Origin of the sequence: Streptomyces sp. NPDC086080, from assembly GCF_044540255.1 — a bacterium.
Lineage (GTDB): Bacteria > Actinomycetota > Actinomycetes > Streptomycetales > Streptomycetaceae > Streptomyces.
The window spans coordinates 50,694-57,364 of record NZ_JBITRU010000041.1 but is presented as its reverse complement, the minus strand read 5'-3'; the positions used below and the strand labels follow the sequence as shown (position 1 = coordinate 57,364).

General features: G+C 69.6%; 7 protein-coding genes. 2 read left to right on the top strand and 5 right to left on the bottom strand.

What is annotated here, in order from left to right; translation table 11 throughout:
• Positions 1–210 precede the first annotated feature (210 nt).
• Positions 211–630 carry an ATP-binding protein gene (locus tag ACIF9R_RS33375; RefSeq protein ID WP_399986154.1) on the bottom strand — a complete coding sequence of 140 codons (420 nt, stop codon included), beginning with the start codon at positions 628–630 and terminating at the stop codon, positions 211–213.
• A gap of 268 nt (positions 631–898) precedes the next feature.
• Here ACIF9R_RS33375 and ACIF9R_RS33370 point away from each other — a divergent pair, with 268 nt between their 5' ends.
• Together ACIF9R_RS33370 and ACIF9R_RS33365 are read left to right on the top strand one after the other, a co-directional pair.
• Positions 899–1,717, top strand: coding sequence for a helix-turn-helix domain-containing protein (locus ACIF9R_RS33370; protein ID WP_399986161.1), 819 nt, complete (start codon positions 899–901; stop codon positions 1,715–1,717).
• A gap of 8 nt (positions 1,718–1,725) precedes the next feature.
• Positions 1,726–1,950 carry a DUF397 domain-containing protein gene (locus tag ACIF9R_RS33365; protein ID WP_399986160.1) on the top strand — a complete coding sequence of 75 codons (225 nt, stop codon included), beginning with the start codon at positions 1,726–1,728 and terminating at the stop codon, positions 1,948–1,950.
• Positions 1,951–2,197: 247 nt separating this feature from the next.
• On the opposite strand, the gene ACIF9R_RS33360 is transcribed toward ACIF9R_RS33365, so the two are convergent.
• The 4 genes from ACIF9R_RS33360 to ACIF9R_RS33345 form a co-directional block, all read right to left on the bottom strand.
• Positions 2,198–2,704: a hypothetical protein gene (locus ACIF9R_RS33360; protein WP_399986153.1), complete on the bottom strand. Its 507-nt coding sequence runs from the start codon at positions 2,702–2,704 to the stop codon at positions 2,198–2,200.
• Between the two features lie 743 nt (positions 2,705–3,447).
• Positions 3,448–4,944, bottom strand: a complete 1,497-nt coding sequence (locus ACIF9R_RS33355) for a protein kinase (protein WP_399986159.1) — start codon at positions 4,942–4,944, stop codon at positions 3,448–3,450.
• 38 nt (positions 4,945–4,982) lie between these two features.
• Entirely contained in the window at positions 4,983–5,624 is a 642-nt protein-coding gene (locus ACIF9R_RS33350; RefSeq protein ID WP_399986152.1) for a hypothetical protein, read from the bottom strand.
• Between the two features lie 195 nt (positions 5,625–5,819).
• The gene (locus ACIF9R_RS33345; RefSeq protein ID WP_399986158.1) at positions 5,820–6,590 is read right to left on the bottom strand and encodes an HNH endonuclease family protein; all 771 of its coding nucleotides are present in this window, start codon (positions 6,588–6,590) and stop codon (positions 5,820–5,822) included.
• Positions 6,591–6,671 lie beyond the last annotated feature (81 nt).

The window sequence follows — 6,671 nt, the reverse complement described above, 5'->3', positions numbered from 1 at the left end:
GCTGGTCAGACTGACCCACCCAGGGGCTGGGGGCAGCACTGCAGGCTGCCCCCGGCCCCCACCAGGAAGATCACGATCTACGACTGGAGTACTAGGCCTGAGGGCCACGTTTCCCGGTCCAGCACCGGTCAGACAGGCCACGTTTCATGGCGGCGCTGCCGCTGACCGCGGACGGGGAGCCGTCCCTGGACCCCAAGGCGAGCCCTTCGGTCAGGCGGCGGCCAGCTCACACCAGACGACCTTGCCACGGTTGCCCTCCCTCGCCAGCGGCTGCCACCCCCACAGGTCGGAGCAGGCCTTGATCAACGCCAGTCCGCGCCCCTCCTCCAGGTCCACGACCCGTTCCAACGACACCGGGGGCTCCGGAGGCGCGGGGTCCGCGTCCCATGCTCCGATCCGCAACACTCCCGCCGCCCACCGCACCCGCAGCGCGGCGGACCCCTTGGTGTGCCGCACGGCGTTGGAAACCAGCTCGGCGGCGAGCAGTTCGGCGGTATCGACGAGACGGATCAGGCCGTGCATGGTGAGGATTAGGCGGAGGGTCCGGCGGCTGATCGTGACGGCACGGGGATCGTTGGGAATGTAGAGGCAGTACTCCCAGGGGTCGGCTGTGGTGCCGGTTTCGGACATGAGTCAGCTCCTGTCGTCGGGTGAGGAGTTGGGCTCTACAGCGGTGTGCGGGCGGTGGCATCGCCGCAGCCGTCATGGCAGGACGGAGCGGTGCACTTCCGAAGCCCCGGAATGCCGCAGCGTGTACGTCGCGTCACCGACGGTAGATCTTAGAATTAAGATTCAGCAAGCAATCCCGTAATCTGTCCCCCCGAACGAGTCGCGTCGACAGGCACGTTGAAGCAGGGAGCGACCGGTGGGAACCAAGCGCGAGCCGACAGCACGTCAGATGCGATTGGCGATCGAGCTGCGCAGGCTTCGCGAGGCAGCAGGCATCTCCTCCCGGGAAGCGGCCGCGATGCTCGGCGTGAACTCCGTCCAGATCAGCCAGATCGAGTCCGGCGTCTCAGGAGTGAGCAAGCAACGCCTACGCCGCATGGCCGCCAACTACGCCTGCACAGACGAGAAGTTCATCGACTCCCTGGCCGCGATGGTCACCGACCGAACGGAAGGCTGGTGGGAGGAGTACCGCGAACAGTTACCTACGCCGTTCCTGGACATCGCCGAGCTGGAACACCACTCCACGTACCGGCACGACGTGGAGTTCCTCTTCATCCCCGGCCTGCTCCAGACACCCGAGTACGCCCGCGCCGCCTTCTCCTCCAGAGTCCCCGAACTCCCCGCGGAAGATCTTGAACTGCGTGTCCGACACCGCATGCAGCGCAAAGTGATTTTTGAGCAGCCTGATCCCATTCCGTACAAGGCCGTCGTCCACGAGGCGGCACTACGCATCAGGGTCAGCGACCGAGCCACCTCACGAGCCCAGCTCATGCGCGTCCTGGAGCTCTCCGAGGCGGACCACGTCATGGTGCGGGTCATCCCCTTCGACATGGATGACTTCGGCGGAGCCTGGAGCCCGATGATGCTGGCGGGCGGCGCCGTGCCCAAGCTGGACACGGCAGTTCGCGACGCACCTCACGGCACCGGACTCATCGATTCCGAAGCCCAGCTCGGTGTCTTCCGAACGCTCTTTCGTAGAGTGGAAGCGGCGTCGCTCGATCCCGGCCGTTCGCGTGACCTCATCCACAGGCTGGCCAAGGAGCTGTGAGCCCCACCATGATCACCCCCGAGAACTGGCGGAAGTCCTCCTACTCCGGCGGCGGCGACGGCAACAACTGCGTCGAGATCGCGAGCTCCCCCACCCACATAGCCATCCGCGACTCAAAAGCCCCGTCCAGGGCCACCCTCACCTTTCCGGCCGACGCCTTCAGCGGCTTCGTCCAAGCCCTCAAGGACGAGGACCACTCGACGGGGACCGACCTCGCCGGATTCCATGACTGATCGTTCCGGCTCTGGCCGCCATCGCACGCCAGCGGGAGGTCATCCGCCAGGCAACGTCGCACTGCCCATTCCCGCCGACTTCGCACATGCCTACCCTGGGCGCATGCCGTGCTCTCACCCCTGGAATACCAGCCGGGGGGGATGCGACGCCTCCGCTGGGCAGATGAAGATCCCCATCGAGCCCCAGCGGCCGACGGTCACCTGCGTGGGCACGTTCGCATCCATCGCGTCGGCGGTCGGAAGGTCCTCAAGGAAAATCCAGGTGCGGCTTGCCCCGTCCCACTCCTTGCTCGCCACCGTGAGCAGCGGCTCCGTCTCTGTCCCGCACCCGCACGTCACCGGTGCCGGGTCTGTCCCCTGCCAGGCAGAAAAAGCCACCTGCCTTCCAGCCTGGGGCGACCGACAGGTCGGACTGGTAGAGCACAGAGTCCTCGTCCAGGTCCTCCTCGTCCCCCTCCCATGCCTCGATACGTTCCCGCAGTCCACCGGGCAGCTCGCCAAGCGCCCGGTACTCGGTCACCTGTTCTGGATGCAGCACACACGGCGAGGGTACATAGCCCTCCGAACCCACCACCTCCGGTTCCGGCTGGTCGCCGAGGCCCTCGCCCACCTCGTCCGAACGCCGCCAGCGCAACTCCACAGCGGGTTGGTGTAGGCCTCCATGTGCGTCGAACGGACACCACAACACCTGAAGCAGGTCGTGATCGCCTGGCCAGGCGAGGCTCGGAACGTCACTGCGGTACAGCTGCGCCACCCCCAGCATTGGAATGGGGTCCGTGTCCTCGAGCCAGGGGGCGTGCCTGCCCCGCTTGAGCGACCAGCACCTCGCCCTCCTCGTCTGTCGGGCCGGGCCGGTGGCCTCGTGGAGGCGTGCGCCCCCACGCCTCCGCGAGGATCCGCCGACGTAGCCTCACATCACCGAGCCGTTCCCCGAACCGCTTCTTGTGCCGCTCTGTGCATTGCGGCCACGGCTCGTCGGCCGGCCACAAGAACGGCCCGCCCACCGAACTCTCCCCAGCCCCCGCAGCTCCCGGCCTGGGATGCAGACGCGTCGCCGTACCCCGAAAAGCGGCAAGCTCCGGAAATAGGCCCTCGACATCAACCGGCGGGGCGGTGTAGTACGAGCCATCCAGATTCGCCTTCTCTGCACGAGCGTGGGCCCAACAGGCAGCCCTGTTGGGCCCGCACTATTTCAGAAGCCCTGACTGACCAAGGCCTGCCCCGTAACTGCTGGTCAGAGTGAGATGATCTTGCCGTGTCTGGTGTGATCACGGCGTCGGCGTCGGCGTCGGAGCCCTCCTGGGATAGCCCCCTTCAGCGGGTTGAGCCCGCGGCAGTTCGGCAAGCTGATCACCGTGCTCCGAGCGCGTCGACGACGTGGTGCTGAAGGCGGAGTCGGACATGGGCATAGGCACCGGGGTGACGCCGAGGTGGGCCTGGTCCGGCAGTTCCTTGATCATGGCGAGGTCGGTTGTGGGTGCCGGGCGTGCGGTGTGGTCATCCGCGCATCTGTCCCAGCCACTGCAGGGTCCGGCGGACCTCCGCGGCGAGCGGGTGTCCGGGGCCCTGGACGCGCTCCACGTCGTGGAGCAGTCGGGCCAGTGTGTCGTGGGCCGCGGGGCGGTCGCCGAGGGCGAGCAGGAGGTGGCCGATGCGGCGGCGGACGTCATGGGCGAGTTGCGGGTCGCCGGCGGCCACGTACTGGTTCTCGTAGTACGGCAGCAGTGTCCGGTACTCGGCGAGCGCCGCCGCCGGTTCGCCGAGCTGCTCCAGGCACTGGGCGGCCTCGTAGCGGTGGCGCAGCGACTGCGGGTCGGCCTGGCCGGCCTCGGCGGCGCGTTCGTCGGCGAGCCGGCGCAGCTCGGGCAGGGCACGCCGGTACTGACCGTCGTCCAGGAGCGTGGCCGCGTACTGCTTGCGCAGGGTGCGCACGACGGGGGAGTGCTCGCCGTGCCGGTCGGCGGCGACGGGCAGGATCGAGCCGAGAATGTCGACGGCGTGGGTGATACGGCCCTCGCCGAGCAGCCGCTTCACCTCGTCCACGGCGGCGGCGACATCCGCCTTCCCCGCCACGGGCGCGGGTGGTGCGGCGGGGGCCGGCTGGGGCGCGGGCGTGCGGGCGCGGTCCGGCCAGGGGGCGTGCGGGCGCAGGAAGGGGCGGGTGGGGTCCAGAGGGGCGCCGGTGGGGGTGCCCCGCGCGGGGAGCAGCTGGGCGAGGTGCTCGTAGACCTCCTGCGCGGAGTCCGGTCGGTGCTGCGGGTCCTTGGCGAGCAGGCGCAGCAACAGCGCCTCCAGTGCCTCGGGGACCTCCGGGCGGAGCCGGCGCACCGGCTGCGGGGCCTCGTAGAGGTGGCGGTGCAGCACGCCGAGCGCGGTCGAGCCCGAGAACGGCACGTCGCCACTGAGCAGTTCGTGCATCACCACGCCGAGTGCGTACAGGTCCGTGTAGGGGCCGACCGCGCCGCCCATCGCCTGCTCGGGGGCCATGTAGGCGGGCGAGCCTATGGGGGTGCCGGTGTGGGTCAGGCGCGTGGTGTCGGCGTCCATGACGGAGGCGACACCGAGGTCGAGCACGGTGACCGTGCCGTCCTGCTTCACCATCACGTTGCGCGGTTTGAGGTCGCGGTGCACGATCGGCACGGCGTGCACCGCGCTCAGCACGGCGCACAGCTGCGCGGCCACCGCCACCGCCCACTGCCACGGGTAGGGGGCGTGTTCGGTGAGGTGGTCGCCGAGGTCCGCGCCGTCGACGTACTGCATGACGAGGAACAGTTCCTCGTCCTCGCTGCCCGCGTCGTGCACGGTGACCAGGCCGGGATGGTCGACCTGCGCGGTCACCCGGCACTCGCGCACGAAGCGGCGGCGCAGTTCGTCGGCCTCCTGGCCGGCCACCTTGTCCGGGCGCAGCAGCTTCACCGCCACGCGCCGGTCCAGCCTCTTGTCGTAGGCCGTCCAGACCTGTCCCATGCCGCCCTGCCCGATGAGCGTGGACAGTTCATAGCGACCGGCGACGACACGTCCCGTCGTCACGCTCACCTTCCGCCTTCGTCAGTGCCCTGCTGTCCCTGCTGACCGTCCGTCCGGCGCAGATAGTCGCTGAGTTCGTCGAGTTCGGCCCGCACCTGGTCGATCCGCGCCGGCGCGGGACGCTGCGGCGGCTGCGACTGCGGCGGTACGGGGGTGGGGGGCGCCGGTGTGTGAGGGACCGGGGTGTGGGGGGTCTGCGGCTGCGGTACGGGCGTGGACGCATACGGCGAGGTCTGCTGGGGGTAGCCGTAGGGCGTGTGGGGGCCCGGGGAGTGCATCGTCGTGGCGTGCGGCGAGAGCGGCACCTGTCCCGGGTACGGGCCCGGCCGCCGCTGGAGGCGGATGTCCACGATCAGGTAGTACGCGGCGGAGACCGCGCCGAGCAGCAGCATCACGAACACGGCGACGTCGGTACGGGGGTCCGACTCCGGCAGCGCGCCGATCACCGCCGCGCAGGCGATCCACAGCGGGATACTCACCCAGGCCGCCGCCCAGTCCAGCGCCCGTCCCCGCAGGAACGCGACACGGAACAGCGGCACACTGGCCAGCATGCCGCAGCACAGGATGCCGGCGCCGGCATACAGCACACGCTGTGTGATGACCGATGCGCCGCTGGGGGTGGGCGGCGCCGCGCCGTGGCCGTACATGACCGCTCCTGTACAGGTGTAGCCGATGGAAACTCGGAGTCCGAGCGTATAGGCCCGTGGCGACAACCGGTTCGGGATGTACCGAACCGTTGTCGTCCCGAAGCGTCCGCAGGGTGCGCGGACCGGCCTCGGTCCGGTGTGAACCGTAGGTCCGGCCGTCGCCGAGGCCGGCCGCGGCCGCCCCGCCGTCGGCGATCAGCCGCCGCACTGTTTCAGCATCATCCCCTTGTCCGGGGCCGTCACCGCCATCTCGTACTTGAGGGCCACCTGGGCGAAGCGGACCGCGTAGGCGCACCGGATCCGCTGGTCGGGCGGCAGCCAGGAGGCGGGGCCGGAGTCGCTCTTGGCGGAGTTGGCCCGGCCCTCGACCGGGAGCAGATTGAGGGCGTCGTTGGCCAGTTGCCTCCGCTTGGACTCCGACCAGCGCGAGGCGCCCATCTGCCAGCTGTAGGACAACGGCACCACGTGGTCTATCTGCACCTCGGAGGCTTTCGCCTTCTTCCAGGCGATGTCCTTGCCGGTGTACGGGTCGTACAGGTCCATCGCGACGACCACACAGTCGGAACCGGAGCGGAACTCGACGTTCCGGCCGTGGAGTTTCAGCAGGTCGTTGCGCGTGTCACAGCCGTTCCTCGCGAGCGGCACGCCGTCCGCCGTGTCCATCCACGCATAGCCGAACTCGTCCCGTTCGTAGCCCGTCTTCGGGCCGCGGCCCTTGGTGGTCACCTTCTCGATCAGACCGACGGCCGCCGCACGGTCCTTCTCGCCGGTCACGGGCGCGAGGCCCGGTTCGGTACCGTCCGGGTTGTCCAGCGGGCTGACGGCACGTCCGTCGGGTGCCGCCGCATCGCCGCTTCCGCCACCGGCCCGGGTATCCGGCTCCGGGACCACCTCGCAGCCGGCGAGCAGGGCCACCGAAGCGACCACCACCGGTATCGTGCGCCGGATTCTGCTGCCCCGCCCCATGTGTCGCGTCACCGCGCCCCTCCCTCGCTCCTACGATCCCTGCCCCGGCGCGGGTCGACCACGCCGGGTCTCACCGTAACG